At 36.5% G+C, this 25439-nt stretch carries 26 protein-coding genes; 20 read left to right on the forward strand and 6 right to left on the reverse strand.

Translation table 11 applies throughout. The features are described from left to right. Positions 1 to 37 precede the first annotated feature (37 nt). The 3 genes from CSC80_RS04535 (at position 38) to pth (ending at position 2366) form a co-directional block, all read left to right on the forward strand. Positions 38 to 979: a ribose-phosphate pyrophosphokinase gene (locus CSC80_RS04535; RefSeq protein ID WP_099190091.1), complete on the forward strand. Its 942-nt coding sequence runs from the start codon at positions 38 to 40 to the stop codon at positions 977 to 979. Between the two features lie 41 nt (positions 980 to 1020). Continuing rightward, a complete protein-coding gene (locus CSC80_RS04540) occupies positions 1021 to 1650 on the forward strand; it encodes a 50S ribosomal protein L25/general stress protein Ctc (protein WP_058104107.1) in 630 nt (209 codons plus the stop codon). Positions 1651 to 1736: 86 nt separating this feature from the next. Then, on the forward strand, positions 1737 to 2366 hold the full coding sequence (gene pth / locus CSC80_RS04545) for an aminoacyl-tRNA hydrolase (protein WP_074671520.1): 630 nt from the start codon (positions 1737 to 1739) through the stop codon (positions 2364 to 2366). Between the two features lie 2 nt (positions 2367 to 2368). Here the strand turns inward: pth and CSC80_RS04550 are convergent, their stop codons facing one another. After that, positions 2369 to 3055, reverse strand: a complete 687-nt coding sequence (locus tag CSC80_RS04550) for a hypothetical protein (protein WP_071341114.1) — start codon at positions 3053 to 3055, stop codon at positions 2369 to 2371. Next, on the reverse strand, positions 3052 to 6816 hold the full coding sequence (locus CSC80_RS04555) for a reprolysin-like metallopeptidase (protein ID WP_099190093.1): 3765 nt from the start codon (positions 6814 to 6816) through the stop codon (positions 3052 to 3054). Before CSC80_RS04555 ends, CSC80_RS04550 begins: the two co-directional genes overlap by 4 nt. A 53-nt stretch (positions 6817 to 6869) precedes the next feature. Here CSC80_RS04555 and CSC80_RS04560 point away from each other — a divergent pair, with 53 nt between their 5' ends. The 16 genes from CSC80_RS04560 (at position 6870) to CSC80_RS04635 (ending at position 20144) form a co-directional block, all read left to right on the forward strand. Further along, complete coding sequence (locus CSC80_RS04560; protein WP_099190095.1) at positions 6870 to 7796, forward strand: bifunctional riboflavin kinase/FAD synthetase; 927 nt, start codon at positions 6870 to 6872, stop codon at positions 7794 to 7796. A 2-nt stretch (positions 7797 to 7798) separates the two neighbouring features. Then, positions 7799 to 9130, forward strand: a complete 1332-nt coding sequence (locus CSC80_RS04565) for an HTTM domain-containing protein (protein ID WP_099190097.1) — start codon at positions 7799 to 7801, stop codon at positions 9128 to 9130. A 78-nt stretch (positions 9131 to 9208) separates the two neighbouring features. After that, entirely contained in the window at positions 9209 to 10480 is a 1272-nt protein-coding gene (gene serS / locus CSC80_RS04570; protein WP_099190099.1) for a serine--tRNA ligase, read from the forward strand. A gap of 143 nt (positions 10481 to 10623) precedes the next feature. Then, on the forward strand, positions 10624 to 10950 hold the full coding sequence (locus CSC80_RS04575; protein WP_058104114.1) for a multidrug efflux SMR transporter: 327 nt from the start codon (positions 10624 to 10626) through the stop codon (positions 10948 to 10950). 38 nt (positions 10951 to 10988) lie between these two features. Further along, positions 10989 to 11636 (forward strand): DUF1801 domain-containing protein, encoded by a 648-nt coding sequence (locus CSC80_RS04580; protein ID WP_099190101.1) that lies wholly within the window; start codon positions 10989 to 10991, stop codon positions 11634 to 11636. 59 nt (positions 11637 to 11695) lie between these two features. Then, a complete protein-coding gene (locus tag CSC80_RS04585) occupies positions 11696 to 13483 on the forward strand; it encodes a tetratricopeptide repeat protein (protein WP_099190103.1) in 1788 nt (595 codons plus the stop codon). A gap of 71 nt (positions 13484 to 13554) precedes the next feature. Further along, on the forward strand, positions 13555 to 14190 hold the full coding sequence (locus CSC80_RS19810; RefSeq protein WP_074671506.1) for a DUF4286 family protein: 636 nt from the start codon (positions 13555 to 13557) through the stop codon (positions 14188 to 14190). A 17-nt stretch (positions 14191 to 14207) separates the two neighbouring features. Beyond that, the gene (rsmA, locus tag CSC80_RS04595) at positions 14208 to 15074 is read left to right on the forward strand and encodes a 16S rRNA (adenine(1518)-N(6)/adenine(1519)-N(6))-dimethyltransferase RsmA (protein WP_058104116.1); all 867 of its coding nucleotides are present in this window, start codon (positions 14208 to 14210) and stop codon (positions 15072 to 15074) included. Continuing rightward, positions 15061 to 16413 (forward strand): magnesium transporter, encoded by a 1353-nt coding sequence (mgtE, locus tag CSC80_RS04600; protein ID WP_058104117.1) that lies wholly within the window; start codon positions 15061 to 15063, stop codon positions 16411 to 16413. The genes rsmA and mgtE overlap by 14 nt, the downstream gene beginning before the upstream one ends. Before the next feature lie 116 nt (positions 16414 to 16529). Next, complete coding sequence (locus tag CSC80_RS04605) at positions 16530 to 16895, forward strand: cupin domain-containing protein (protein ID WP_071341104.1); 366 nt, start codon at positions 16530 to 16532, stop codon at positions 16893 to 16895. A gap of 10 nt (positions 16896 to 16905) precedes the next feature. Then, on the forward strand, positions 16906 to 17868 hold the full coding sequence (locus CSC80_RS04610; RefSeq protein WP_099190105.1) for a 2-hydroxyacid dehydrogenase: 963 nt from the start codon (positions 16906 to 16908) through the stop codon (positions 17866 to 17868). After that, a complete protein-coding gene (locus CSC80_RS04615; protein ID WP_099190107.1) occupies positions 17852 to 18307 on the forward strand; it encodes a DUF1801 domain-containing protein in 456 nt (151 codons plus the stop codon). Before CSC80_RS04610 ends, CSC80_RS04615 begins: the two co-directional genes overlap by 17 nt. A 6-nt stretch (positions 18308 to 18313) precedes the next feature. Then, entirely contained in the window at positions 18314 to 18700 is a 387-nt protein-coding gene (locus tag CSC80_RS04620; RefSeq protein WP_099190109.1) for a VOC family protein, read from the forward strand. 53 nt (positions 18701 to 18753) lie between these two features. Then, positions 18754 to 19200: an NINE protein gene (locus tag CSC80_RS04625; RefSeq protein WP_099190111.1), complete on the forward strand. Its 447-nt coding sequence runs from the start codon at positions 18754 to 18756 to the stop codon at positions 19198 to 19200. 78 nt (positions 19201 to 19278) lie between these two features. After that, positions 19279 to 19602: a metalloregulator ArsR/SmtB family transcription factor gene (locus CSC80_RS04630; protein ID WP_099190113.1), complete on the forward strand. Its 324-nt coding sequence runs from the start codon at positions 19279 to 19281 to the stop codon at positions 19600 to 19602. 41 nt (positions 19603 to 19643) lie between these two features. Then, positions 19644 to 20144, forward strand: coding sequence for a GNAT family N-acetyltransferase (locus tag CSC80_RS04635; protein ID WP_099190115.1), 501 nt, complete (start codon positions 19644 to 19646; stop codon positions 20142 to 20144). A gap of 1 nt (position 20145) precedes the next feature. On the opposite strand, the gene CSC80_RS04640 is transcribed toward CSC80_RS04635, so the two are convergent. From CSC80_RS04640 to CSC80_RS04650, 3 genes are all read right to left on the reverse strand, one after another. Next, a complete protein-coding gene (locus tag CSC80_RS04640) occupies positions 20146 to 21966 on the reverse strand; it encodes a lysophospholipid acyltransferase family protein (RefSeq protein WP_099190117.1) in 1821 nt (606 codons plus the stop codon). A gap of 83 nt (positions 21967 to 22049) precedes the next feature. Then, a complete protein-coding gene (locus tag CSC80_RS04645; protein WP_099190119.1) occupies positions 22050 to 23297 on the reverse strand; it encodes an aspartate kinase in 1248 nt (415 codons plus the stop codon). 44 nt (positions 23298 to 23341) lie between these two features. Then, complete coding sequence (locus CSC80_RS04650) at positions 23342 to 23824, reverse strand: GNAT family N-acetyltransferase (protein WP_071341096.1); 483 nt, start codon at positions 23822 to 23824, stop codon at positions 23342 to 23344. 108 nt (positions 23825 to 23932) lie between these two features. Here CSC80_RS04650 and fbp point away from each other — a divergent pair, with 108 nt between their 5' ends. Beyond that, positions 23933 to 24943 carry a class 1 fructose-bisphosphatase gene (fbp, locus tag CSC80_RS04655; protein WP_058104128.1) on the forward strand — a complete coding sequence of 337 codons (1011 nt, stop codon included), beginning with the start codon at positions 23933 to 23935 and terminating at the stop codon, positions 24941 to 24943. Positions 24944 to 24997: 54 nt separating this feature from the next. Here the strand turns inward: fbp and CSC80_RS04660 are convergent, their stop codons facing one another. Then, positions 24998 to 25420, reverse strand: coding sequence for a TerB family tellurite resistance protein (locus tag CSC80_RS04660; RefSeq protein ID WP_058104129.1), 423 nt, complete (start codon positions 25418 to 25420; stop codon positions 24998 to 25000). Between the last annotated feature and the right edge of the window lie 19 nt (positions 25421 to 25439).

The raw sequence follows: 25439 nt of genomic DNA on the forward strand, positions 1-25439 counted from the left end.
CAAGGAAGTAACTGTTTGGAAAACAATATACAAAGACATGCCATACCAAGTTCCACAACCGAAAATATTTGCTTGTACTCAAAGTAAAGTCTTAGGAGAAAAAATTGCCAAAGCTTATGGTGCAGAAATAGGCAAAATATCGTTTTCCCGCTATAGTGATGGTGAATTTCAACCTTCTTTTGAAGAATCAATAAGAGGAACCCGTATATTTCTTATTGGATCAACACATCCCGGTCCAGAAAACTTAATGGAAATGTTACTAATGATAGATGCTGCCAAAAGGGCATCTGCGCGTCATATTACAGCCGTTATGCCATATTTTGGCTGGGCAAGACAAGATAGAAAAGACAAACCTAGAGTGCCTATTGCAGCCAAATTGGTTGCAAAAATGTTAGAAACCGCTGGGGCAACTAGAATTATCACCATGGATTTACATGCTGATCAAATACAAGGCTTTTTTGAAAAACCGGTTGACCACTTATTCGCATCAACATTGTTTTTGCCTTATTTAAAAAGTTTAGGTTTAAAAGATCTTACCATAGCTTCACCAGATATGGGTGGATCAAAAAGAGCTTACGCTTATTCAAAAGCTTTAGATTGTGATGTTGTAGTATGTTACAAGCAAAGAGCTAAAGCTAATGTTATTTCACACATGGAACTAATTGGTGATGTAAAAGGTAAAAATGTAGTACTAGCAGATGACATGGTAGATACGGCAGGTACATTGACCAAAGCAGCGGACCTAATGATGGAACGTGGCGCTTTGAGTGTTAGGGCTATTGCTACACATGGTCTATTATCAGGAGATGCCTACGAGAAAATTGAGAAATCAAAACTTACGGAATTGATCATTACAGATTCAATACCGGCGGAGGTAAAGAGTGATAAAGTAAAAGTTTTAAGTTGCGCAGATTTATTTGCCGATGTCATGGACAAGGTACACAACAATAACTCCATATCTTCTAAGTTTTTAATGTAAAGAAGAAGTCAAAACAAGAATATTAATTTTTAATACATATAATGAAGTCAATTACAATTAAAGGATCAGAAAGAGAAAGCGTGGGCAAGAAGGCAACGAAAGCCCTACGTAATGCTGGAAAGGTTCCTTGCGTGGTATACGGAGGGGATAAACCATTACACTTTTCAGCAGATGAACTAGCGTTCAGAGACTTGGTTTACACTCCAAATGCACACACAGTTGCAATTGAATTGGAAGGCAAAGAAACAGTTAACGCAGTATTACAGGATATTCAATTTCACCCTGTAACAGATGCCATCATCCATATTGATTTTTATCAGTTATTCGATGATAAAATGGTTACCATGAACATTCCTGTAAGATTACAAGGGAATTCACCGGGTGTTCGTAATGGTGGACGTTTATTGTTCAGAAAACGTAAGCTTGCAATCAAAGCTTTACCTAGCAAATTGCCAGATTTCTTCGATATCGATATTTCTAAATTAAGAATTGGTCAGAACATTTCTGTAGCATCATTATTAAATGATGACTTTAGCATCTTACACCCAGACAATCAAGTTGTAGTACAGGTTAAAACTGCACGTACCGCTGTTGTTACTGATGATGAAGATGAAGATGAAGAAGGAGCTGAAGGTGCAGAAGGTGCATCTGAAGAAGCTGCTCAAGAATAGACTTAACGGTTTAAAATTCATTAAAAAGCATCCTGGTATTTGTATCAGGATGCTTTTGTATTTTTACGCACTAAATTATAGTTCAAATGCTCCGTTTACTTAAATCCTTTTTTACCAAACAGAGTATTATTATCGAAGAAAAAGATCCCATGAAAAAATTTTTAATCGTTGGCCTTGGAAATATAGGAGAAGAATATACCGAAACCAGACACAACATCGGTTTTAAAATACTGGACGAAGTAGCCAAAACAAACGACTTTACCTTTGAAACGGCAAAACTAGGCGACATTGGTTCTTATAAGGTAAAAGGAAGAACTATTATTTGTCTTAAGCCCTCAACATATATGAACAGAAGTGGCAAGGCATTGAAATATTGGATGGATAAAGAAAATATTCCGCAAAGTAACGTCCTTGTAATTACAGATGATATTAATCTGCCATTTGGAACCATTCGTATTAAAACAAAAGGCAGTAATGGTGGCCATAATGGATTAAAGGATGTAGAATTATTTCTACAGACCATTCAATACAACAGGTACCGCTTTGGAGTAGGTTCAGATTTTGGTAAGGGTAGACAGGTTGAATACGTGTTAGGACAATGGAACAGTGACGAGCAAGCATTGTTACCAGAGCGATTAAAGAAATCAACTGAGATTATCAACTCTTTCGCTTTAGCCGGCATTGCCAGAACAATGAATCAATTCAACAATTCTTAGCATTAAAGCACCTTAAAACTATATACCCCGGTATTAGATCTATTACCTTCTGCATCTATAACAATTACACGCCAATAGTAAACCGTATCTGAAGATACCGAAACTTTGATATTGGTAACATCTGATGAAAGCGTACGTATAAGATCAATTGGTGGCGTTTCTACCGAGAAATAGACTTCATAACCGGTTATATCATTATCCAGATCAGATGCAGACCAAACTAGCTCTACCTCATTATTGATGTCCTTAAAAACACTTGAAGATGAAGCCGGACTCTCAATAGTTGCCGGAAAGGGAGCAAATGTAGTTCTAGACCCCGCATTATAAAAATACCATTCTTCACTGGAAACAGTTTCTTCTACGTCACTATTACGTGATCGTACCAACCATGAAAACTGCTCTCCTTTAGCCAAAGGCAGCTTTGCTGAATTTGAAGTAGACACAATGGTTTGCACCGTACTCGTAGCAATATTGGTAACACGTAACTCATACGTTTCCGTATTATCCGCCAAGTTCCATCTAAATTCTACCTGACTGGTTTCAGTACCTAAGCTTACACCGGTTGTACATTCAGAATTCTCTTCGGGGAATACTAAACTTACTGCTTCTGGAGGTGTTGCAGAACGCTTCTTTTTACAGCTAGAAAAAGCTATAACTACGCAGAAAGAGAACATTAGAAAACGTATCATTCCTTAATTACTTTTGTTGTTCCATTAATTGTATTTCCCTCATACCTTAAATAGTATATTCCCGCGGCCAATGCACTTAAATCTAACTGAATTATGCCATTCACCAATGTGGTTGTTTCATCATAGATAAACCTACCGTCTATACTAAAAATACTTACAAAAACATCTTCTTGCTGCCCACCTATATACACCTGTACTACATCTTTTACCGGGTTTGGAAAAACTACCGGGCGCTCATAAAAACCTATTTGCTCTTCATGAACTCCTTGACAGGCAATTGGAGTATATACCTTTAAAGAATTTAGTCCTTTTTGCAGTTCTAATTGCACAACAGAATCTTCCGTTTGTATGGCTATTCCGTTCAATTCTATCGTATAAAATGAAGATCCCGTCAAATTCAATGTCACTAAAGACCCATCATCCGCAATTTTAGAAGAAACGTTTAACGGACCAGGTTCGGTTATTTGTACTTCAACACAATACTCTTGATAAACGACTGTACCATTCGTACCCGTAATACATAACGTATACGTACCCGCACTTAAGTTTGCCAAATTAAAGCTATTGGAAAAATTTTGCGTTAAATCAACCCCATTACCCGACACGGTAATTTGATAATCCAATGCCAATTTAGGGGCAATGGACAAAGACCCATCATTATTATCGCTACAGGTTTCACTTTCTAAAGTAATTACAAAATTCTCTGAAGGAAAGCGATAAATTGCACAACCGGAAGCATCTACCTCCTGCCCTGCCGGGGTATTTAGACAAAGATCGTCACCATCATCGAATACACCATCATTATCTGCATCTGGTCTAAAGTCACCTTCAACACAAACCTCAACAGCAAAAGAAACCAAGCGTCCACCATCAGAAGGCGCATTATCTTTTACCTCCAAAGTCCATTCACCCAGTATAGATTCCCCATTAAAGGAACTTAACGTTCCCAATGGTTTCACAGACCCACCTATTCCAGGATTTACACCACAATTAAAAGCAGGGCTGTCATCATCGAAAATAGCATTGATGTCACTTGCATCACCACAAGAATTAGAAACCAAGGTAACGGTTGTACCTGCCGGTGAAGTTAAGCTGACCACCAAATCAGCTAAAAAAGTATGCTCAATATCTAACTGCACATTAATATCCGCAATGGGCAAATCTTCTAAGAAGATCAATTTAGACGTTATTACCGGTGTTCCGCTGCTTGATATTGCTATTGGCGTATCAGAAGATTCTTTTGTGGTACAATTAAACTGTACGGTAGAGAAGCTAAAGGCTTCACTAAAATCTCCCTCACCACAATTGTTCTTAGGTTTTACGCGCCAATAATATGTGCTATTATTATCCAAAAGGGTTGGCGTGTAGGAACTACCCGATACGGATACAGATTCTACGATAGAAGTAAAGGCAGAATCGCTCGCAATTTCCAACTCGTACTGAGTATTACCGATCGATGTACCCCATTCCAAAAGAATATCTGTAGAAGCATTTGCAAAACCATTTGTAGGAGCTACTAGAATAACATCTTCAAAATTGTCCTCAAACACCCTTACTTGAAGCGTAATTTCTTTAGTGACCGTAGCGGATATAGCTACCACCTTTATAGGGTACTCTCCTACGTTTAGACCCGCCACACCTTCTATAGCTATACTAACTTCGGTATCCGTTGCATCTGCGGTCGCCGGGATAAAGGTTGCCGTAAGGCCTGCTGGCAAATCCTGAACACTAAATGTACTTTCCTCGTCAAAACCCAAATTGGTTTCGTAATTAAAGGAAACATTTAAATCATTAGGCTTACAGACATCAAATATTACCTCATCAAAATCCATTACAATTTCAGAAGGTGTTATGGAAAATAAAGCATCGTTAACTGCAAAGAATATATTATCATCCGCCATTACCATTATACGCCCTGTACTGGTAGGAAGGTTCGGTATAATAACTTCATGACTTCCATCATTTAGTATATTCTCTGCCAATATTTCAGAAAAGGTAATTCCACGATCCGTAGATAATAATATGGTAACCGTTTCCGCATTGATCGGTGCTACGTTCGTATTGGCTACATCCCAAGTTATGGTTTGTACCGATCCAGCTTCAAAGGTCTCTTGTGTACTTTGTGAACTCACCAAAAAAGGACCGGCTTCACCGCTCACCGAAACTGTCATTTCATCAGAAACAGATTGCCCTCCGTTCAAGGCATTATCCCTTACGGTCACTGAAAAATTGAGATCCCTGCCAACGTTTGACACAGTTTCCCAAGCATCGCCAATTGAAGGTAACGCCTCTGTAAGTTCCCCGCCCAAAATACGGGTAAGGTTAGGAAAATATCGTTGTGGAATTAGTGAAGGTGGTAAAGACCTAAAATTGGCTCCTGCCGGATTTGTAGGTCCGAACGTAGATTGGGTTACAATACCGTTATCTATTTGCTCCCATGTATAACTAAGAATATCACCGGTATCTACATCGTTAGCTTCTGCAGTTAGCACAAAAGATGTGCCTTTTGGAATATTATAATTCACCAATGGACTTAACGTTGGTGGTGTATTTCCAAGTACCTCGGTACTACCACATGAAACTGTTTCCAAATAATCCCTGATCTGTACAATACTTACGTAGTGAAAATAATCATCGCTATTATTGGCAACATTATTATTTCCCGTAATACCGGCATACCCCATAATAGTTGTTCCACTGGCAGGCTCAACTTGTACTATAGTGCCTTCTGAAGTATGTGAAAAAGAGTGATTGGCACCAAATTGATGCCCTATTTCATGCGCTACCAGATCAATATCAAAAGCATCGCCTATAGGAGAAGACAAAGTAGTATAACCGCTACCTTTTCTTCCGTCTACGCAAACAGCACCGATAAAGCCAGAATTACCATCTAAAGTATTATCCTGTTGGTTGAATAAATGCCCGATATCATAATTTGATTCTCCTATGACACTTGTTAGAGTGTTTTGCACCTGAGAGCTTAAACTACCGGTGTAAGGATCAGTATCTGAATTGGTATATATAACAAGATCTGTATTTGCGATCAACTCTAAAGTAATAGCCAAATCTCTTTCAAAAACTGCGTTGACCCTTGTCAACGTAGCATTTATCGCCGCTAATGCATCTGCCTTGGTTCCACCATGAAATTCTGTGTACTCACCTGATGCAGAAATAGCTATCCTGAATTTTCTTAGTGTTTGATCATCTACCAATTTAGCGGTTACATTCTGAGAATACTCCTTAACCTCCGGCACTGTTTTACAAACAAAATCTATATCGCTCTCCTCTTGTTCCGTTCTACGGTACAACACATAAATATCATCAGTAGATTTTTGCATGAACAAAGCCCCATTTTCACCAGATGTACTAATTGTACTTTGTATACCCTTTGGCGACATACTGAACCTTATCTGCGTTGTTGCATCGTTCAAGGCAACTCCCTTAAAAGATTTTATGGAAGGGTATTTCTCGGCTAAACCTTCAGCAAAAAGATGTGCATCTTCCACTAAAAAGGGAATTATTTCACCCAACTCGTTAGGGAAATAAACAATTTTAGATGATTTACCGTCGTTTAATACCTTCGTAAATTGTTCTTGATCTAATTTAAAAGCCTTGCTTTTATTTACTTTTAAGCGTTGTTTGGATAATCGCTTCGCCGCTCCGTTCAACTCCGTATTTTTCCAATATGTAGATTGCGCTACACCGGAAAAGGAAAGAAATACTATGGTAATTGTAAAAACTAGGCGTAATTTTGCAATCATTAAGGGACTTTTAACCAAAATCAAATATAAGTCTTTTTATTTTCTATCATAAGGTGATTACAGTCCGCAACATTTCCAAATACAAAGAAGAGTATCCTACGGTCATTACCATAGGCACCTTTGATGGGGTGCATATAGGCCACCTGAAAATACTTAATAAAATCATAAATCATGCCAAAAATACGGCATTGAAATCATCGGTTCTTACGTTTTTTCCGCATCCAAGAATGGTTTTACAGAAAGATGCCAATATAAAACTCTTGAACACTATAGATGAGAAAATTAATATTTTAGAGCGCTTAGGGTTAGATGTTCTTATTATTCACCCATTTACAAAAGAATTCTCTAGACTTACGGCAACAGAGTTTGTCCGTGATATTTTGGTTAACACCTTAAATACCAAAAAAGTAATCATTGGCTATGATCATAGGTTCGGCAGAAATCGTAATGCCAACATAAACGACTTGGTCACTTTTGGTAATACGTATGAATTTTCAGTAGACGAAATACCCGCCCAAGAAATAGATGATGTATCTGTAAGTAGCACCAAGATCAGAAAAGCTTTGGAAGAAGGTGATATTGAAACCGCCAACAGCTATTTAGGCTATGAATATATGCTTACCGGAACAATCATAAAAGGCAAGGGAATTGGCAAACAACTAGGCTACCCTACCGCCAACCTTTCCATTGCGGAAGACTATAAGCTAATACCTAAAAATGGAGCCTATATCGTAAATAGTACTATTAACGGTAAAATAGTTTACGGAATGATGAATATAGGTTTTAACCCTACCGTAAACGGCACCAAACAATCCATAGAAGTCAATTTTTTTGATTTTGATGCGGATTTATACAATCTTAAATTACAAGTTAATATTTTGGTTCGTTTACGAGATGAACATAAATTTGAATCTGTTGATGCCCTAAAGGTTCAATTGGCAATAGACAAAGAAAAATCTCTTCACTATATAAATAAGTAATTATGCTTAATAGGTTATTATTTCAACGCATAGATAATAGCTCATTGATCATTTTTAGAATCTTTTTTGGCATTCTAATCTCACTTGAATGTTTTGGCGCTATTGCTACCGGCTGGGTGAATAGAAATTTAATTGCCCCAAAATTTAAATTTCCATTTATAGATTTCGATTTTTTACAACCTTTACCAGGCAACGGAATGTATTTCTACTTTGGTATAATGGGGCTAATGGGCATATGCATTGCATTAGGTTTTAAGTACCGGGCAAGTATGATTACGTTTACAACCATGTGGACGGCTACTTATTTAATGCAAAAGACCGCCTATAACAATCATTACTATCTTCTTATTTTAATTTCATTGATCATGTGCTTTTTTCCTGCCGAAAGAAGCCGTTCAATAGACGTTAATCTTAACCCCAAGATAGAAAGCAATGCAATGTATGCATACATAAAATGGATCGTGGTGCTACAACTTTTTATTGTTTACACATACGCATCAATTGCTAAAATATATGGAGATTGGCTAGACTTCAGTACCATAGCCGTTTTAATGCATTCGAAGAGGAACTATTGGCTTGTTGGCGATATTTTACAGGAACCTTGGATACATACTGTTATAGGATCTGTTGGTATTTTGTTTGATTTACTCATTGTACCGGCATTACTTTGGAAACCGACCAGAAAAGCGGCTTTCTTTCTTTCATTATTCTTTCACCTATTCAATTCGATCATATTTCAAATTGGTATTTTCCCTTATTTATCCATAGCCTTCAGTGTTTTCTTTTTTGAGCCTGAAACCATCCGCAAAATTTTCTTTAAATCTAAAATTCCGTTGACCACATCAAAAGTCATCATCCCAAATTATAAAAACATCCTATTGATTGTAGCTGCAGTATACTTTTTAACACAGCTGTTATTACCCGTTAGACATTATACTTTTGAAGATGATGTATTATGGACCGAAGAAGGACACAGAATGAGCTGGCGTATGATGTTACGCAGTAGACAGGGCAAAGGAAGGTACAAGGTAGTGGACAAGAATACCGAAGAGGTTTTTATAATCAACCCCAAAGATTATGTATCTCGTAGTCAAGAGCGAAAGATATTTGCTTACCCAGATTTTGCCTGGCAGTTTGCCCAATATCTTAAAAAGGAATTCAAAGAAGAAAATAGGGACGTTTCAGTATACTTAGAAAATTCAAAAATTAGCATAAACCGTAAGCCGTACGAACCCTTTATAGATTCAAAGACCGACTTGGCGGGCGAGACATGGTACCGAACAAAACACCATAGCTGGATTCTTCCATCCCCTTACATCAAATCAGAAAAATAGATAATTGATGTTTAGTCTTAAAAAGTAGCTACTTAAAATATTAGATTAAGTAAATTTGCAGCCAAATACAATTCTACAATGTTACAAATACAGACCATTAGAGATAACAAAGAAGAAGTTATCCTAGCTCTTGAAAAAAGAAATATTGATGCACAACCATTAGTGGACAACGTGCTTAGATTAGATGAAAAAAGACGTGCTTCACAAACTAGTTTAGATAACGTTTTAGCTGAATCTAACAAGATTTCTAAAGAGATCGGCGTATTGTACAAGACAGGTAAAGTGCAAGAGGCAAATCTGTTGAAAGAACAGACCGTAAAACTTAAGGAGGAGTCTAAGCAATTAGGCGACGACTTAAATGCAGCTGAAGAAGAGTTAAAATCATTATTATATCAATTACCTAATACTCCGCATACCTCGGTAGTAAAAGGTTCTTCTGAAGAGGACAATGAAGAAGTATTCAGTGAAGGCGAAGTGCCAAAATTAGATGAAGCTTCTTTGCCACACTGGGAGCTTGCCAAAAAATATGATATCATAGATTTTGAATTGGGCGTTAAAATTGCCGGAGCGGGATTCCCTGTATACAAAGGCAAAGGTGCAAGGTTACAACGTGCACTAATAGCTTATTTTTTAGATAAAAATACTGAAGCAGGCTATACTGAAATTCAAGTACCACACTTAGTAAACGAACTATCTGGCTATGGTACTGGGCAATTACCGGACAAGGAAGGGCAAATGTACCATGTAACCGCAGACGACCTTTATTTGATACCAACGGCAGAGGTTCCTGTAACCAATATTTTTAGAGATGTTATTGTAAATGAAAGCGATTTCCCAATAACTTATACAGGTTACACGCCATGTTTTAGAAGAGAAGCAGGTAGTTATGGTGCACACGTACGTGGACTAAACCGTTTACATCAATTTGACAAAGTTGAAATTGTTCGTGTAGAACACCCTACAAAATCCTATGACGCTTTAGACGGCATGGTTGAACATGTGAAAAATATTCTCCGTGAATTAAAACTACCATACCGTATACTAAGACTTTGTGGTGGTGATTTAGGATTTACCGCTGCGCTTACTTTTGATTTTGAAGTTTTCTCAACTGCGCAAGATAGATGGCTTGAAATTAGCTCTGTATCAAACTTTGAAACCTACCAAGCCAATAGATTAAAACTACGATTTAAAGATGAAAACGGTAAAAACCAATTGGCACATACCTTAAACGGAAGTTCTTTGGCGTTGCCGCGTGTTTTAGCAGGAATTCTAGAAAATTACCAAACCCCAGATAGCATTAAAATTCCTGATGTTTTGGTACCTTATTGTGGGTTTGATATGATTGATTAAATCTTCAAAAGCCAACTTTTAAATATTGGTTGATTTAACTTAAGGTTACAACAATCATTAAAACGTCATGAAACTTATAAATCTCATGACGTTTTTTTTGATACCAATTAATTCTTCGACCTTTATATTTAAAATTGTTACTTATGAATTGGATATTATTAATTATCGCCGGCATATTTGAAGTAGCATTCGCTTTTTGCTTGGGTAAAGCAAAAGAATCTACCGGTAATGAAATGTATTTATGGTATATCGGTTTTTTAATAGCCTTAGCTATAAGTATGATACTCTTGGTAAAAGCAACGCAAACTCTTCCCATTGGCACTGCATATGCGGTTTGGACAGGCATTGGAGCCGTAGGTACGGTTTTAGTGGGCATATTTGTTTTTAAAGAACCCGCTACTTTTTTACGAATACTATTTTTAACTACATTGATCGGATCCATAATAGGCCTTAAAGTCGTTTCACACTAGCTCACACCATAATGTTCTTAAGACAATATTGAAAAAGTATGAACCTAAAAGTGGATGATTTTCTGAACGAACAAGAAGTATGGAAGAATGAGCTTTCATTGCTCCGAGAAATAATCCTGGAATGCGATGTTACAGAAGACTTCAAATGGAAACATCCTTGCTACACCAAAAATGGAAAGAACATTGTTTTAATTCACGGTTTCAAACAATACTGCGCTCTTCTATTTTACAAAGGTGCGCTGCTTAGAGACCCGCATTCTATTTTAATACAACAGACAGAAAACGTACAAGCGGGCAGGCAAATAAGGTTCAAGAATACAGAAGATATTTTAAAAATGAAAAAGGTGATCAAAGATTACATTTTTGAAGCCGTAGAAATTGAAAAATCAAATCTAATAATACCAACGAAAAAAGTTAGTGACTATGAAGTCCCTGAAGAATTGAAAATAATTTTAAAGGAAAATCCCACTTTTAAAAACGCGTTTGAAGAATTGACCCCTGGTAGGCAAAAAGGATATTTATTACATTTTTCAAAAGCCAAACAATCTTCGACAAGGTTAGCCCGAATCAATAAATACACCAATAGAATTTTAAGCGGAAAAGGTCTTAATGATTGTGTTTGCGGACTTTCTAAAAGAATGCCCAATTGCGACGGGTCTCATAAGGGCACCGGAACCATTTCATAAAATATACTGTGATAATATATGCTTTGTAACTACTTACAGCATTCTATGTATCTTTGAGTATGCGGTTTATCCTTTTTCTAATTACATACATAACCTTTACAACATTTTGTTTTGCCCAAGATGATTTTTTGGCCAAACAATATTTTGCCGATGGTGATTTTGAAAAAGCTGTAGTTTTCTACGAAAAATTGGTAGAAAAAAATCCCCGAAGAACAGAGTATGTGCAAGACCTAGTTGCTTGCTACCAACAGTTGGAAGCATACCAAAAAGCAGAATCTTTTTTGAATGCACGGTTAAATGACCGCAATCCTTACCCTACCCTTTTAATTGACCTTGGTTACAACTATGCGCTACAAGAGCAGCAAGACTTGGCGCAAAAGAATTACGACAAAGCTTTGGCCATTATAGATAAAAATCCCAATTACGGATATGCCTTGGGACTTCAATTTCAGAAATACAACCTTTTGGGTATGGCCATAAAGGCTTTTCAAAAATCAATGGAGTTAAACCCCGCTTTAAACTTCAATTTTCAATTGGCAAGAATTTATGGGGAGCAGGGCAACGTTGAGGCTATGTATAATTCGTATTTAAATCTTGTTATTGATGGTAAAACTTCCAAAAGCAATATTCTAAGAAGCATAGACGATTTTGTATCGGAAGAACCGGAAAACCAAAATAACATTTTGCTAAAAAAAGTGTTATTGGAACGCGCTCAAAAGAATCCTGATATTTTATGGAACGAGTTATTGAGTTGGTTATTTGAAAAACAAAATCAATACGGTAGTGCATTTAGACAAGAAAAAGCCATTTTTAAGCGTATGAATGGCAGTTCTACCAGTCGTTTAGAAAATTTAGGACAAAGCGCTCTGGAGAATGAAGAATATGAAATTGCTAAAGATATTTACAGCTATATCATTGAAAACACCAGTGATAAAATAGTTCAACTAGATGCAGAATTAAATCTAATTGATATTGAATTGGTTGGCGCAACGGATAGTACGTTAGACGCTATTCAAAAAAAATATGAGGAACTTGTGGATATTTACGGGTACAGATCACAAACCCTTCAGCTTCAGGTAGCCTATGCCAATTTTCTAACTTTTAAAAAGAACGACCCGGCACCTGCCGAAAAATTATTGAAAAACAGCCTTGAACTGCCCATGAGCGATAGAGGCACTGCCTATTTAAAATTGGCACTTGGAGATATTTTAGTGTTCAACAAAAAATTCAATGAAGCACTCATCTATTTTTCACAGATTCAGCAAAAACTTAAAAACGACGTTTTAGGTCAGAATGCACGGTTTAAAGTTGCGCAGACTAGCTTTTACAAGGGAGATTTTGATTGGGCCTTAACCCAACTAAAAGTTTTAAGAAGCTCTACCTCACAGCTTATCGCAAATGATGCCATGCAGCTGAGCCTCTTGATATCCGATAATTCATTAGAAGATTCTACTCAAACAGCATTGAAAAAATATGCACGGGCAGATTTTTTAGCATACCAAAATAAAAACGATGAGGCGATCAATGCCTTGGGTGACATTCTAGAAAATCATAAGGGAGAAAAAATTGAGGACGAGGCTTTATTAAAGCAAGCCCAATTATACGAGAAACTTAAGAAATACGATGATGCGCAATTAAATTACCAAAAAATCATCACGTTCTATGGTAATGGAATTCTTGCAGATGATGCTTATTATGCCTTGGGTGAACTTTACAGAACAGTGTTCAATGACCCCATAAAAGCGAAAGAGCAATATGAAAAAATCATTTACAACTATCAAGATAGTTACTACTTCCCAGAAGCCCGCAAGAACTTCAGAATTTTAAGGGGAGATTCCATTAATTAAATTCAAGGGATATCTAATTCATAGTCAGGTCTAGTTGAACTAACTTTGCAATTCAATCTGAACAATAATACATGTACATATATAACGTTACCACCAATATAGAGGAAACAGCACATGACTCTTGGCTGCAATGGATGAAAGAGACCCATATACCACAAGTACTATCTACCGGTAAATTTTTGAGCGCAAAATTCACCAAGGTTCTAGTAGAAGAAGATATGGGAGGCTATACGTATTCCGTGCAATATACGGTGCCCGATAAGGCAACATTAGATCGTTACTATGAAGAAGATGCCCCTGCACTCATAGAAAGTATCCAGAAAAAATTTGCCGGTCAGCTGGTTTCTTTCAAAACAGAATTAGAAGTTGTAGATGAATATTTTGTACAACGCGCTACTGCAACACACTTTTTGTTTACATATGGCACTTTACAAGAAAGAGAAGTTCAATTGGGAGTTTTTGCAAGGCCTTTGAACGGATTTGAAGATGAATTACCGTCATATATAATATCCGACCAAAAAATAGCAGACCTCTACCCTACTTTGCAACACACAGGAAAAGCGGAAGATTCCATTAAAGGCCAAGTGTACACCCTGTCTCATCAAGAATTGCAAAAAGCCGATGTATACGAGGGCGAAGCATATGAAAGAATTGAAATTCAATTGGCTTCCGGTAAAAAAGCGTGGGCTTATATTGCAAAATTTTAAGCTTTTAAAATAGATTTATGGGAACAAAGAAAAAGAAATACAAAGGAGATAAATATGCTCAAAAAAAGCATCAAGAAAAAGGTCCCGTAAAAGCAAAAAAACACCTTGGCCAGCATTTTCTAAAAGATGAAAATATTGCCAAACAAATAGCAGATACGTTATTACAGAAAGACTATAAAAATGTAATTGAAATTGGTCCGGGTACGGGGGTATTAACAAAGTACCTACTATTACGCAACAGTAATTTAGTGGCCATGGACTTAGATACCGAGTCTATCAACTACTTGAACGAAACTTTTCCACTAGAGCATCCAAAGGCATTTCAAGGCGAAGGTTCTTTTAAGGTTATTGAAGCGGATTTTTTAAATTTTGATATCTCCACTTTATTTGGCAATGAGCAGTTTGGCATTACGGGTAACTTCCCCTATAACATCTCAACCCAAATAGTTTTTAAAATGTTAGAGCTACGAGATCAAATTCCAGAATTTTCGGGTATGTTTCAAAAAGAGGTAGCACAACGTATATGTTCGTCAGAAGGTAGCAAGGCCTATGGTATTCTTTCTGTATTGTCTCAAGCATTTTATGATGCCGAATATTTATTTACCGTTGAAGCCGATGTCTTTGACCCACCACCAAAAGTGCAATCGGGCGTTTTAAGATTGACCCGAAAAGAGAATTTTAAACTCCCTTGTGACGAACAACTACTTTATAGGGTAGTAAAGACAGCTTTTAACCAAAGAAGAAAGACATTACGTAACAGTTTAAAAACATTCACTTTATCAGATAATCTAAGAGAAGACACTATATTTGACCTTAGACCGGAACAATTATCGGTCGAAGATTTTATTGCATTGACGAAGAAAATAGCAGATGACACCCTTTAAACTTACAGACGAATTAGTTTCAGAAATAGAACAGCTCATTGAACAAAATAATGACGCTGAACTAAATGCTATGTTGGGGACCGTGCATTATGCAGATGTTGCGGAGATCATTAATGAACTGGATAAGGAGCAGGCAACTTATTTGATCAAATTATTGGACAGCGATAAAACATCGGATGTTCTTACAGAACTAGATGAAGATGTCCGTGAAGCTATTCTTAGTAACCTATCTACCAAGGAAATTGCGGGCGAGCTAGAAGAACTTGACACAGATGATGCTGCCGATATTATTGGTGAACTACCAAAAGAACAAATACAGGATGTTATCTCTAAAATTGAAGATAGGGAACATGCCAAAGATATTGTTGATCTTTTAAGATATGCCGAAGATTCCGCAGGGGGACTCATGGCAAAAGAGCTTGTAAAGGTGAACGAAAACTGGAACGTGCTTACATGCGTAAAAGAAATGCGCACACAAGCAGAGAACGTTACCCGCGTACATTCTATCTACGTAGTAGATGATGAGGATAAACTAAAAGGTCGTTTATCCTTAAAAGACTTATTGACCACTTCTACCAAAACCCACATAAAGGATGTTTTTATAAAAAATGTAGATTCGGTCAACGTTAATGAAGATCCAGAGGAAGTTGCTAGGATTATGAGCAAATATGACCTTGAAGCCATACCTGTGGTTGACGAAATTGGCAGGTTGGTGGGGCGTATTACAATTGATGATATTGTAGATGTCATTAAAGAAGAAGCGGAACGAGATTACCAAATGGCCGCGGGTATTTCACAAGATGTTGAGGCAGACGATAGTATTTGGGATTTAACTAGAGCTCGTTTACCATGGCTGATCTTAGGGCTTTTTGGTGGTGCCGCCGCCGCAGTAATTATGGGCGGTTTTGAAGAAATGTTTCGTGAGTATACCGTACTTTTTCTATTTACACCACTAATAGCGGCAATGGCAGGTAATGTTGGAGTACAATCTAGTGCTATTATAGTACAAGGTCTGGCCAATGACGACATTAAAGGAAGCATCAGTAATAGGTTGATAAAAGAAATGTTATTGGCATTATTGAACGGGTTTATCCTGTCTTGCTTACTACTTATTTTTACTTGGATTTGGAAAGGCGATTTCCCCACCTCATTGGCAATTTCCATATCATTGATCGCCGTTATTGTAGTAGCCGGTTTCATAGGCACATTTGTGCCATTGTTTTTAGACAAAAGAGGTATTGACCCCGCCATTGCAACAGGACCTTTTATTACGACCAGTAATGACATTTTTGGTATATTAATTTACTTCTCTATCGCAAAATTGATTTTGGGCATATAATTAACCCACTATCTTTTTTAGAATACTAAGGCTTTACGTATCTTACTGTATTCAATTTTACCTTAATTAAATCATTCTTTGCCATACCCTTCAAAAAGGATAAGGCAAACAACCCTATGAAAAGCATTAATCTTAAAGAAAAACATAAACTTGTAGATGGGTATTGGCATCCACACAAAATTGGTGTCGTGGATAATATGCAGGTATTATTGGCTAAGCTTAAAGGTGAATTTGTATGGCATTCACATGACAATGAAGATGAACTATTTCAAGTGACAAAAGGTACGCTATATATGCAATTTAGAGACCGTACGGAAGTGGTAAGACAAGGCGAATTAATTATTGTACCCAAAGGTGTAGAACATTGCCCTTTAACCAAAGACAATGAGGAAGTGCATATTATGTTATTTGAAAAACAAGGCATAGCACATACTGGTAATGTAATAGACGAAAAAACAAAGACAGAATACCCCAAAATATAATTGAACATAAATGAAAGTATTACACATAGATATAAACCACCCATTAATAATTGAACAGTTTGCTGAACTAGGTTTTACGAACGATGAAGATTATACTTCTTCAAAAGATCAGATAGAAGCAAAAATAGCCGATTATGATGGTCTGATCATTAGAAGTAGGTTTACGATAGACCAACAATTTCTTGATAAAGCTAAAAATCTAAAGTTCATTGGCAGATTAGGAGCCGGACTTGAGAACATTGATACCAAATATGCAAAATCATTGGGTATTTTTCTAGCAGCTGCACCTGAAGGCAATCGCAATGCCGTAGGTGAACACGCCTTGGGTATGCTTTTATCGTTATTCAACAAATTAAATACTGCCGACAAGGAAGTTAGAAATGGCAAATGGGACCGAGAAGGCAATCGCGGAATTGAACTAGAAGGAAAAGTAGTTGGTGTTATCGGTTATGGCAACATGGGCAAGGCCTTTGCTAAAAAACTAAAAGGTTTTGATGTGGAAGAAGTGATCTGCTACGATATTAAAGGCGGCGTTGAAGATGAAAACGCACGCCAAGTTGGTATTATGGAATTTCAAAGCAGGGTGGATGTCATAAGCCTCCATGTACCCCAAACAGAGTTAACCATAGGCATGGTAGATGCAGAATATCTAGATAAGTTCAAAAAACCTATTTGGATTATTAATACTGCCAGGGGAAAATGTATAAAAACCAAAGATTTAGTTGATGCCTTAAAATCCGGTAAAGTTTTAGGGGCAGGTTTAGATGTATTGGAATATGAAAAAGCTTCGTTTGAAAACATGTTCACAGATGATAATCTTCCTGAGGCATTTCAGTATTTAATTGCATCTGACCAAGTAATGCTATCGCCACATGTAGCCGGTTGGACGGTAGAAAGCAAAATAAAATTGGCCCAAACCGTAGTTGATAAAGTAAAGGCAAAATTCGAAAGCTACAATGAAGTACAAAGCTAACACACCAGACGAATATATTGCTCAATTACCACAAGAACGTAAAGAGGTAATTGAAAAGTTAAGGGCAATTTTACTTGAAAATTTACCTAAGGGCTTTACAGAGCAATTGAGTTATGGTATGCTAGGCTATGTTGTGCCACATTCGCTTTATCCGGCAGGTTATCATGTTCAACCAGAACTACCTTTACCTTTCATTAATTTGGCATCGCAAAAAAATTATATTGCACTGTACCACTCCGGCATTTATGCAGACAACACATTAATGAGTTGGTTTAAGGACGAATACCCCAAATATTGCAAACGTAAATTGGATATGGGCAAAAGCTGTATACGATTTAAGAGTATGGATGACATCCCGTATTCTTTAATAGAAGAACTGTGTACTAAAATGACCGTAAAGAATTGGATTGATCTGTACGAAAATACTATTAAAAGATAAATAGATATGAAAAAAAGAGTTACGGGACTAGGTGGCTTTTTCTTTAAGACCAAAGATCCCGATCATTCAAAAAATTGGTACAACAAACACTTAGGTTTAAATACCGATCAATATGGCTGTACTTTTTGGTGGAAAGATAAAGAAGGAAACGACTGTTCTACTCAATGGAGCCCTATGAATAACGACACTACCTATTTTAACCCTAGCAAATCTAATTTTATGATGAATTTTAGGGTTGAGAATCTTGTAGAACTTTTGAAAGTTTTAAAAGAAGAAGGAGTCACGGTAATTGGTGAGATCGAAGAATTTGAATATGGAAAATTTGGATGGATTTTAGACCCTGATGGAAACAAGATAGAACTTTGGGAACCAGTTGATAAAGCATTTTTATGATGTTAAAATAATTGCTACATTTAACACTTATTAACCACCAAACAACAATTAAAATGTCAGACGAGAATAAAAATTTCGGAGATAAGGCTGAAGATGCTTTTGATAACGCAAAAGAATCGGCCAAAGAATTTTCTGAAGATGCAAAAGAATCAGCTAAAGAATTTAGTGAGAATGCCAAGAAAACTGCCGATGAATTTACTGCTGGAGCCAAAGAAGCTTTTAGTGGAGCAGGAGGAGAAAACAAAAAAGTTTTAGTAGGAATTTTAGCAATTATATTAGGTTCCTTAGGGGTCCATAAATTCTTATTGGGTTATCAAAAAGAAGGATTTATACTTTTAGGGGTAACAATTGCTGGTTATGCCACCACTTGTTTAGTTATAGGAGCTTTTTTCTTTTGGATACCGGGCGTTATAGGATTAATTGAAGGTATCATCTACCTAACAAAATCAGATGAAGAATTTTATAACACGTACCAAGTAGGTAAAAAACCTTGGTTCTAAATAACTTGAGCCAGATATGATTTATCTGGCTTTTTTTAATTTTTTTAATATCGTAATATTGCTATATACAAATATCTTATGGGATTAACGAAAACACAAATATTCAATGCAGAGCAAAATGACCTAGCTATTATTTTTAAAGTGCTTTCTAATCCCGCTCGCATTGCCATACTACAATACATAAGTAGGCAAAATGCTTGTATTTGCAATGATATTGTTGATGAAATAGGTTTGGCACAACCAACAATATCACAGCATCTAAAAGAATTGAAAAGTATTGATTTAATTAGAGGTGAAATTGAAGGCAAAAAAGTTTGTTACTGTATAAATCTCCAAAAATGGACAGCAATACAGGACTTGTTGAATTCATTTTTTAATACTACTAAAAGTAATTGTTGCTAATGAATCTTAAAATCATTGAATTCCATTAAAGCTAATAAAGTATGAATAATATAACCATAAGAGCAATGTTGGCTATTGATTGGAATGCTGTATCAGATATATATGTAGAAGGTATTTCAACCGGCATAGCCACTTTTGAAACATGTGCACCAAGCTATGAAGCATGGGATGCCGCCCACATGAAAAACTGTCGCTTTGTTGCTGAAAGCAATGGTGAAATATTAGGTTGGGTTGCCCTCTCTCCCGTTTCCAATAGATGTGTCTATGGTGGTGTAGCAGAAATTAGCGTTTACATTGCTGGTAACAATAGAGGTAAAGGTCTTGGCAAATTGTTATTGGAACACGTCATAATCGCAAGTGAAAAAGAAGGTATTTGGACATTACAATCTGGCGTATTCCCTACAAATTATGGAAGCATAAAAGTTCATGAAGCAACAGGTTTTAGAATGATAGGTAAACGCGAGCATATAGGAAAATTACATGGCAAATGGGTAGATAACGTGCTTTTTGAAAGGCGTAGCAAAATTGTTGGTATAGATTAAATTATACTTCGTTATCAGTATTTTGACCTTCAAGTAACCGTCGCTCCAATTCAGCTTGAAATTCTTCCATAACAGGTTTAACCGTGCTTTCCGGAAGATCTGCTATTTTAATATACATTAATCCGTCTACAGAATTATTAAAAAGTGGATCCACATTAAAAGCCACCACTTTTGCATTTTGCTTAATGTATTTTTTAATTAAAACCGGTAAGCGTAAATTTCCAGGTTCTACTTCATCGATCAATCGATCAAACTTATTTAAATCGGCTTGGGTTTCATCAAAAACGAATTCTTTATCGGCATCCTTTAGTTTCACCTTAAATTCCTTTTTAGGTCTAATGTATTGTGCCACATAGGGATCCCAGTAATTGGACTTCATGAACTCGATCATCAAAGACTTAGAAAAATTAGAGAACTGGTTACTTATACTTACCCCTCCTATTAAATACTTATGCTCTGGAAAACGCAAAGTAGTATGCACAATGCCTTTCCATAACAAGAATAATGGCATTGGTTTTTGCTGATACTCTTTTGTGATATAGGCACGGCCCATTTCTATGGAATGCTTCATCATATCATAGAGTTCTGGCTCTACCCTAAATAAATCCTGTACGTAAAAACCATCTATACCATGAGCAGGAAATATCTCTGACCCCATACCCATTCTATAAGCTCCAACAATACATTTAGCATCATCGTCCCAAAGAAAAAGGTGGTGATAATAGGTATCAAAATCATCAAGATCTATTGCCTTATTGGTACCTTCTCCAATAGCCCTAAACGTTACCTCTCGCTGTCTACCAATTTCTTTTAAGATAAACGGCATATCCTTTTCTTTGGCTAAAAAAACCTCATAGTTCTTACTCTGCAGTAGCCTACAATCCTTCTCCCTTAGCTTCTCAATTTCACCCTCCATAACCTCTTTACGAACCGCATCCGCAATTTTCTTTGGTTGCTTGGGCAGTTTAAGTGAAGTAGGTATTTGATCAATTAAACGCTCTTTCTCATAGGCGTTAGAGAGCATGTATGTTTTACGGCGCAAAAGATCAGTATATTCTTCAATACTTTGCTGTTCTTGCTGGGTAGCTAATGAAATAGGTTGACCAATTCTAACTTTGATCGGTCTATTGCTTTGGGAAAAAACCTGTGAAGGTATCATGGCAGTTCTTAAAGAATCGCCCAACTTAGAGATCCTATAGAACAAAGAGCTGTTTTTAGCATGAAAATATATGGGTACTACGGGTACATTTGCCTTTCTGATCAGTTTAATGACCGCTTCTTCCCAAGGCTTATCAACAATTAACTTACCGTCTCTATACGTAGATACTTCGCCCGCAGGAAATACACCCAGTACATGACCATTCTTTAAATGTTCTAAGGTTTTCTTGAATCCGGCTAAATTGCTTCTAGCATCTTTATGGTCATTAAAAGGATTTACCGGTAATATATAAGGTTTTAAAGGCACCATTCTCTCTAAAAGAAAATTCGCCATTATTTTATAATCTGGACGTTGACGCAACATTAGCTTGAATAACAGAATACCGTCTATTGCCCCCAAAGGATGATTACTGATAGTAACGTATGGTCCTTCTTTAGGCAGACGTTTAAAATCTTCCTCAGGAATTTCATAGTCAATATCAAAATGCTCTAAAATGGCATTGGCGTAACTTTCCCCCTCTAAATGGGCAATAGAATCATAAAATCTATTGATAGCCGATATACGTGTAACCTTCATTAACACCCAACCAACAAAGGTTCCCAACACCCCATATTTGGAGAGGTTAATGGCTTTGGCTATTTCTTTTGCGGTGACTAAACCCATATATTCATCCTCATTTTAAAATGTAAATATAGGCAAATAGCCAAAGTAGCTACCAATAATAAATTAGTGAAATAGTGACTGTATTACTTCACTACCAATTGAACGGTTTCCGTACCGCGCTGCTCCAATAACAACTCATGTCCGTTTTGCAAGGTCTCTAAAGCCTTATTGTCAAAATGCCTTATGGTATATAAAGAAACATTCTCGTGGTGTACCACTTTAAACTTACTTTTTAACTGTTGTAATAACGCAGCCAATCCTCCAAATTTATTGTCGATACAAACAGAAAAGCTAATAGCGGAATTCTGAATTAAATCTACCTTAATTTTATGCTGATGGAATAATTTAAAAAGCTCACTAATACTGTCTTCTACGATAAATGAAAAATCCAATGAGGATAATTTCATTAGTACCTGATTCTTCTTTACTATAAAGCAAGGTACTTTTGGTTCTATACCAACACCCTTACCTACCGTAGTACCTTTATCCTTTGGGTTGACAAAAGATTTTACGTGCAAAGGAATTTCCTTGCGCTGTAGAGGCTGCAATGTTTTAGGGTGAATAACAGATGCCCCATAAAAAGCAAGTTCAATAGCCTCTCTATACGAGATATTGTTAAGTAATTGTGTTTCTTCAAAATATCTAGGATCCGCATTTAAAACGCCTGGAACATCTTTCCAAATGGTTACGGAATCCGCATTTAGGCAATAGGCCAAAATAGCTGCCGTATAATCAGAACCTTCACGTCCCAAGGTTGTTGTAAAGTTATTGTCATCACTGCCTAAAAATCCTTGCGTTATGTTAAGAACCTTTTTATCAATATTGGTTACGTTCTTTTGCGTACGTTCCCAATCTACAGTGGTATCTCTATAACTACTGTCTGTTTTAATATAGTTTCTAACATCTAACCATTGGTTTGCAATGCCAATCTCTTTTAAATACGCACTAATTATTGTTGTAGATAACAGCTCACCGTAACCTACAATTTGATCATAAACAAAATTATAATTAGGAGATTTGTTCCAAACTAGAAAGCCGTTTATTTCATCGATCAATACTTTTATTTCTTTATAAATGGCATGTGAAGCATTTGGAAATAATTCTGACACTATAGCATGATGATAATCGACCAACTCAGAAACCTTAGCTGGTATTTCTTGTTTATCATTAAAATAGGCATTAATTATATCTTCCATGGCATTGGTGGTTTTCCCCATTGCCGAAACTACTAGTAACGTATTATCATACCCTACTTCCCTTAGAACCTTAACTACATTTTTAACCGCATTTGCATCTTTTACAGATGCTCCTCCAAATTTAAAAACCCTCATATTCAATCTATATCTAATCTATTTATTTTCTTTTTCCTTAGTTCTTATGCAATGGCATTTAAATATGCTTTAATACCTTTTTGATCTAATTGAACTACATCCCAATCTCTCATTACATTGGCACCTTTACTTTCATAAAAACCTATGGCAGGCTCGTTCCAATCCAGCACTTCCCAGCAAATTCTTCTTACTCCTAATTCATCACCATACTTCACCACTTCATCTAAAAGCGCCGTACCCAATCCTGTTCCGCGCATTTCTTTGGTGACGATCAGGTCTTCTAAATGAATAACCGGTCCTTTCCACGTAGAATATCTTGGGTATACCAATGCCATACCTACAATTTTTTGATTCTTTTCTGCAACAAAACAGTGAAACAATTTCTGTTTGCCAAAACCATGTTCCTTTAAATCTTGTACACTAACCTCAACGGCGTGTTCTTCCTTCTCAAAAGTGGCCAATTCTTGAATTAATTGATGCACTTGTTCCATGTCCCCTGCTTGGGCAACTCTAATTGTATACTCCATAATTGTTACAAATAAAACACAAAGTTATAAATTTAAAAAATGTAATTAAAATGAAAATGAAACGTTTAACAAAATACACGATATTTGTATATAACCATAAACTAAAGAATGTCTCCAAAAAGAAATCAGACCCTAGGGGAGTTTATTATTGAAAATCAAGATTCATTTCAGTACTCTTCGGGCGAATTATCAAAACTTATTAATGCCATTAGATTAGCGGCCAAAGTTGTAAACCATGAGGTAAGCAAAGCAGGACTAATTGATATTCTAGGTGGCGTAGGCGAAACCAACATTCAAGGTGAAGACCAACAAAAACTGGATCTTTTCGCGAACGATAAATTTATTCAAACATTAAAAAACCGGGAAATTGTATGTGGAATCGCCTCGGAAGAGGAAGATAGTTTTATCAGCATCAACAGTAACGATGATAACCACCAGAATAAATATGTAGTACTGATTGACCCTTTAGACGGCTCGTCTAACATCGATGTAAATGTTTCTGTGGGTACCATTTTTTCTATTTACAGACGGGTTACCCCTATTGGAACACCTGTTACCATGGAAGATTTTTTACAGCCTGGTCACAAACAAGTTGCCGCCGGTTACGTAGTTTACGGCACCTCTACTATGTTGGTATATACCACAGGTGATGGTGTAAACGGTTTTACCTTAAACCCTGCATTGGGTACTTTTTACCTATCGCACCCAAATATGCAATTCCCGGAAGATGGTAGAATTTACTCCGTAAACGAAGGTAATTATGTGCATTTTCACCAAGGCGTAAAAGATTATATCAAGTACTGCCAAATGGAAGAAGATGATAGACCATATACCTCAAGATATATTGGATCATTGGTTTCAGATTTTCATAGAAACATGATCAAAGGTGGCATTTACATGTACCCTAAAAGTAGTGTTACTGAAAGCGGTAAATTAAGGTTACTATATGAATGTAATCCTATGGCATTTTTAGCCGAACAAGCGAACGGACTTGCAATTGGCGGCAAAAATCGAATTATGGATATACAACCAACAGAACTGCACCAAAGGGTTCCTTTCTTCTGTGGAAGTAAGAACATGGTCATAAAACTTCAAGAATTTTTAGATAAATATCATTAATAAAAAAGGGAGCTAAAAGCTCCCTTTTTTATTACCCTTTTTCAAGGCTAAAAATTACTTCTTTAATAGATACAGATAATCTTCAAAATCGATTTTTCCTCCAAAAATAGCTACTGAACGCTCAATAACCTTATCTGCTTTATCACCGGTAAAACCAAGACCAATAGCATACTTTTTAATTAGAATTCTTTCTTCATCATCAATTTCATGATCAGAATAAACAATTCTAAATAGGTCATATAAACGCTCCAATCTTTTTTCGGAATCTGGCGTTGAATCTATTGGATATTTATTTTCTTTCTTAAAAACCTCCTCATACTCAGATTTGGTGATATCTAGTTTCGTAGCAAAACGATCTAGCATTTTTCTTTCCTCTGTACTAATTTCACCGTCTACTGACGCTAAAGTTGCCAAAGCTGCAAAGTGGGCCAAATTTCTTCTGTGCTCACCGCTAGTATATAAATCTGCAAAAGACATATCTTATTTTTTAATTATT

This window comes from Maribacter sp. 6B07, from assembly GCF_002700155.1.
GTDB lineage: Bacteria > Bacteroidota > Bacteroidia > Flavobacteriales > Flavobacteriaceae > Maribacter > Maribacter dokdonensis.

Coding starts and splice junctions, on each gene's coding strand:
- CSC80_RS04585 (WP_099190103.1), top strand. CDS start 11,696: ATGCGGTTTATCCTTTTTCTAATTACATACATAACCTTTACAACATTT.
- CSC80_RS19810 (WP_074671506.1), top strand. CDS start 13,555: ATGTACATATATAACGTTACCACCAATATAGAGGAAACAGCACATGAC.
- CSC80_RS04580 (WP_099190101.1), top strand. CDS start 10,989: ATGAACCTAAAAGTGGATGATTTTCTGAACGAACAAGAAGTATGGAAG.
- CSC80_RS04540 (WP_058104107.1), top strand. CDS start 1,021: ATGAAGTCAATTACAATTAAAGGATCAGAAAGAGAAAGCGTGGGCAAG.
- CSC80_RS04550 (WP_071341114.1), bottom strand. CDS start 3,055: ATGATACGTTTTCTAATGTTCTCTTTCTGCGTAGTTATAGCTTTTTCT.
- CSC80_RS04635 (WP_099190115.1), top strand. CDS start 19,644: ATGAATAATATAACCATAAGAGCAATGTTGGCTATTGATTGGAATGCT.
- CSC80_RS04535 (WP_099190091.1), top strand. CDS start 38: ATGCCATACCAAGTTCCACAACCGAAAATATTTGCTTGTACTCAAAGT.
- CSC80_RS04605 (WP_071341104.1), top strand. CDS start 16,530: ATGAAAAGCATTAATCTTAAAGAAAAACATAAACTTGTAGATGGGTAT.
- CSC80_RS04615 (WP_099190107.1), top strand. CDS start 17,852: ATGAAGTACAAAGCTAACACACCAGACGAATATATTGCTCAATTACCA.
- CSC80_RS04625 (WP_099190111.1), top strand. CDS start 18,754: ATGTCAGACGAGAATAAAAATTTCGGAGATAAGGCTGAAGATGCTTTT.
- CSC80_RS04610 (WP_099190105.1), top strand. CDS start 16,906: ATGAAAGTATTACACATAGATATAAACCACCCATTAATAATTGAACAG.
- fbp (WP_058104128.1), top strand. CDS start 23,933: ATGTCTCCAAAAAGAAATCAGACCCTAGGGGAGTTTATTATTGAAAAT.
- CSC80_RS04645 (WP_099190119.1), bottom strand. CDS start 23,297: ATGAGGGTTTTTAAATTTGGAGGAGCATCTGTAAAAGATGCAAATGCG.
- CSC80_RS04575 (WP_058104114.1), top strand. CDS start 10,624: ATGAATTGGATATTATTAATTATCGCCGGCATATTTGAAGTAGCATTC.
- CSC80_RS04640 (WP_099190117.1), bottom strand. CDS start 21,966: ATGGGTTTAGTCACCGCAAAAGAAATAGCCAAAGCCATTAACCTCTCC.
- CSC80_RS04650 (WP_071341096.1), bottom strand. CDS start 23,824: ATGGAGTATACAATTAGAGTTGCCCAAGCAGGGGACATGGAACAAGTG.
- CSC80_RS04660 (WP_058104129.1), bottom strand. CDS start 25,420: ATGTCTTTTGCAGATTTATATACTAGCGGTGAGCACAGAAGAAATTTG.
- CSC80_RS04620 (WP_099190109.1), top strand. CDS start 18,314: ATGAAAAAAAGAGTTACGGGACTAGGTGGCTTTTTCTTTAAGACCAAA.
- serS (WP_099190099.1), top strand. CDS start 9,209: ATGTTACAAATACAGACCATTAGAGATAACAAAGAAGAAGTTATCCTA.
- mgtE (WP_058104117.1), top strand. CDS start 15,061: ATGACACCCTTTAAACTTACAGACGAATTAGTTTCAGAAATAGAACAG.
- rsmA (WP_058104116.1), top strand. CDS start 14,208: ATGGGAACAAAGAAAAAGAAATACAAAGGAGATAAATATGCTCAAAAA.
- CSC80_RS04555 (WP_099190093.1), bottom strand. CDS start 6,816: ATGATTGCAAAATTACGCCTAGTTTTTACAATTACCATAGTATTTCTT.
- pth (WP_074671520.1), top strand. CDS start 1,737: ATGCTCCGTTTACTTAAATCCTTTTTTACCAAACAGAGTATTATTATC.
- CSC80_RS04630 (WP_099190113.1), top strand. CDS start 19,279: ATGGGATTAACGAAAACACAAATATTCAATGCAGAGCAAAATGACCTA.
- CSC80_RS04565 (WP_099190097.1), top strand. CDS start 7,799: ATGCTTAATAGGTTATTATTTCAACGCATAGATAATAGCTCATTGATC.